Here is a 3,443-nt window from a genome sequence, read left to right as displayed (position 1 = left end):
CCACTGTGCAGTTGCTTGGTCCACGTGTAATCGCACGACTGAGTGCCGTAGATGCCGCCTTCGTCATTGAGCGGCCGGGTCTGGATCGGGAAGATAATCGGCGGAACACCCTTGGGAGGCGTAGTCGTTGGCGCACCATGATCATTCGTGTCGTGATTGTTCGTCGGCGGCGTTCCCCTTGGCGCAGGCTTTCTGGGCATAGGTTGCCCGGACTTCCTGGACTGAACAGGTGGGACCTTGAGCACCTGATCAACCAGGATCACATCGGAGGTGAGGTGGTTGACATGCTTGAGCAGGTCGACGCTCGTATGATATTTCCTGGCGATTACCGTCAGATTGTCATGTGCCTTGACCTTGTAGATCCCACGCCAATAGTCACCGCCTGCCGAGTTATCCGTTTTGGTCGGCAAGTCGTGCTGAGTTTTCGGGCTCGTGAGATGAAACTTGATTTGCGACAACGCCGCGTTCAGTCGTGCCACCTCCTTCATGCTATCGCTGGTCCAGCGCTTTACATGTACGGACAGGTCATCTCCCTTGCGGGCCACAAACTGTACCGCACCGCGAGCATCGGTTGATGCTGCATGGTACAGATGTTTAGCCTGGTCACCGAGCCCCCTGATTTCAACCTTCAGGTTTTTGATCGGCACGCCAAATTGATCTTTCAGGAAGATCGTTACGGCGGACCTGTAATCATTGCCATTACTTGAACGTTGCATTCTTTCCTCGAATCAAACTCTGATTTTTTATTCGCTCAGGTTGACATAGTGATAGGGATCATCAGGAAGCGGGTCGTTCGATTGCGCTGCCTTCGAATCTCCTTCAACTTCAACCAGCCATGCCCCCCGCGTCCCCGCGAGCACCTGAACGGTTTCGGCCTGGTCAGTTGAAATACGCGAGGTTCGGCCATCCTGGTCGAGGACGCCCGCCGCAATAAGATCACCATTGGTCCGGCGGGCCATATATTCAACTTCGTTAAAATCCCTGAGCCAATAGACGTCGTAAGCGTCGAGCCGGTTGCTAAATGCTTTGGGCATGTCCATACCCGGCAACGAGACAGACAGGGACTTCGGGCCCGGCAATGCGTGACTGGCCGCATGAGCGACCCAGTTCGCAGGCGTGCCGTGCTCGATACCCGCGCCATTGATCCGGATGTAACTGCCCCGAGCCTGCAACAGGATTTCTTCCGCTGCTGTAATTTCGATACGCTTCTTCGCGCTGATCAGCTTTAGCACCTGATCGGCGATGATCTCGATGTCGTTGCTCTGCGATTGCAGAATCACTGGTCCTTTCGCGGCGAAGAATTTCATCGCGTCCTGGTACGCGAATATCGACACCGAGCCGCGTGTCGCGACGTGGTATGAGCGTCCAGCCGAGAGGCTGTAGTCACGTCCCGCTGTCACTGCGTGGTCGTTCATGCTCGCCATGTGCGTGCTGTCCGTCGCGGTCATCGCGATACCAGCAGCACTGGCGACCACCACATCGGGCCGTGTCATCTCGGGCGAGGGGTTCTCAGCATTTTTCGAGCCGCCCCGGATCGCGTCGTTCTGCACCTTGATTGTGCTGTGGGCGTCGGCCTGGTTGGCATCGCGGGTCTGTGCCTTGTGCTTTGTCGCGAGCGCCGACAGGTCCTCATGCTGCTGGCGGGCCTGCGTCAGGCGCTGCACCGTCTCGGCCATGTCCTTCACCGGCGCGCCTGCACCCGCCCGCGACTCGGTCGTCACCAGCATGCCCCCGTTGGCACGCGCCACGCCGTGCGCCTCCGTCGCCAGTTCGAACCCTTCGCCGCGTGCCTCGCTGCGACCCCTGCGCCGGTCGATGCGCGTGTTGCTGCCCAGCACCAGGCGCGACTGCGCGTGGTCGCTCGCCACCTGTACCTGGAGCTTGCCCGGCGTGTCGTCGGTCACGACACTGTTCGTCGTCGGCCCCTCCAGGTCCTCGCTCATCCACCCCGAGAGCGCCTGGTTCGCCGGCAGCGGCCACGGCGGCTCGTGGAACTGGTTCACGTGCCGCCCGGCGATATACGGCTTGTCCGGGTCGTTGTCGTGGTACCCGATAACAACCTCATGGCCCACGCGCGGAATGTAGATCGCCCCGTAGCTCGCGCCCTGCCACGGCGACGACACCCGCACCCAGCAGCTTGAGTCCTGGTCCTGCTGGCCCTCGCGGTCCCAGGGAAACCAGACCTTCGCGCGGCCATACCTGTCGGTCCAGATTTTCGAATCCGGGTAGCCCGTCACAACGGCAACCTCGCCGTGCGAGTGCGGCTTCTTCGCCTTCTGCGGCGTGCGGAAATACGTGCTGGCAGGCTGGACCGTGAACTGCGTGTCGCAGGTGTACTGGCGTTGCAGTGCACCACGGTTCGTCACCGTGTCGTTGTTGACGATCTCGATCTTCGTGGCCACGACGAGGTATTCGCCATTGCCCGGCTCGAGCGGATAGCCTTCGAGGTGGAACGTGTGCCCCACCATCAGCCCGCGCATGTTGCCGCGCCCCTTGCCACGCAGGCTCTTTGCCCGCTTCGCCTCCAGGCGCACCCGCGCCATGTGCTCGCCCTCGAAGTCCACCTCATTGGGCGCCGCAGCGGTGCCCATCGCGCCCGCGAGCGGCTGCGAGTAGTCGCCCCAGGCGTAATGCTCGATGTTGTCGTTGGCGCGCTCGCGGTAGTCCGAATCCTTCGTCGCGAGGTTGGCCCGCGACTGCGTGTAGTCGTAGTCGGTGAGGCTGACCTTGCCCGTGGTCAGGGCGCGCGCGATCTCGAACTGGTGGACGTGTTCCTCGTCGATACGCTGGCCGTCGCGGTCCTGGTAGCGCAGCGTCTCATAGGCCGGGCCGTGTTTCTTGTAGGCTGCCGTCGAATCGCACAGCACGAGCGTGGGGCCCTGAAAGAAAAACGCGATGCCCCACTCCTGCCACAGGCGGTTGAGATATCCCCAGTCCGACTCCCAGAACATGCGCTGGTAATCGCGCTTCGGGTACTGGCGCCCGAAGCCGGGACCGGCCAGACGCAGTTCGTAGTGAAACGGGTACTTCTTCAGGATCGTTTCGGAGATCTCCACGACGGTCTTGTCCTGGAAGATCCTGGAGTCCTGGTTGAGCGTGGCGAGCCACAGCCAGGGGCGAATCCTCAGCTGGTAGAACGCGCGCCGCGTGTCCGAGCCTACGCACTGCGCCGACACGATCAGGCCGGTGATCTCGCGCACGTCCGCGCCGACATTCACTGACGAGACGACTCCGGTTTTCCCGGTCTCGTAAGTGCCGCTACCCTCGATGGCGATTTTTATCGTCACCTGCCTGCCGACCAGCTCGTCGACCTTGACCCTGTCTCTCGCCTCATGCACGGTCAGGCCGATGTCGTCCTTCGTCGCGATTTCGACGGTGTAGTCGTAGAGCCTGCCGAGTTTCTCGATGCCCGTCAGGCGCGACACGGTGAAGAGGCATTCGTC

2 protein-coding genes are annotated in these 3,443 nt (G+C 61.4%); both read right to left on the bottom strand.

Features of this window, described 5'->3' with window-relative positions:
* The coding region (locus tag BLU17_RS31915) for a LysM peptidoglycan-binding domain-containing protein (protein ID WP_143189406.1) at positions 1 to 716 on the bottom strand (716 nt) is incomplete at its 3' end.
* A gap of 27 nt (positions 717 to 743) precedes the next feature.
* The coding region (locus BLU17_RS31910) for a type VI secretion system Vgr family protein (protein WP_143189405.1) at positions 744 to 3,443 on the bottom strand (2,700 nt) is incomplete at its 5' end.

It is taken from the genome of Paraburkholderia lycopersici, from assembly GCF_900096975.1.
Lineage (GTDB): Bacteria > Pseudomonadota > Gammaproteobacteria > Burkholderiales > Burkholderiaceae > Paraburkholderia > Paraburkholderia lycopersici.
This window is presented reverse-complemented; position numbering and strand designations above follow the sequence as displayed.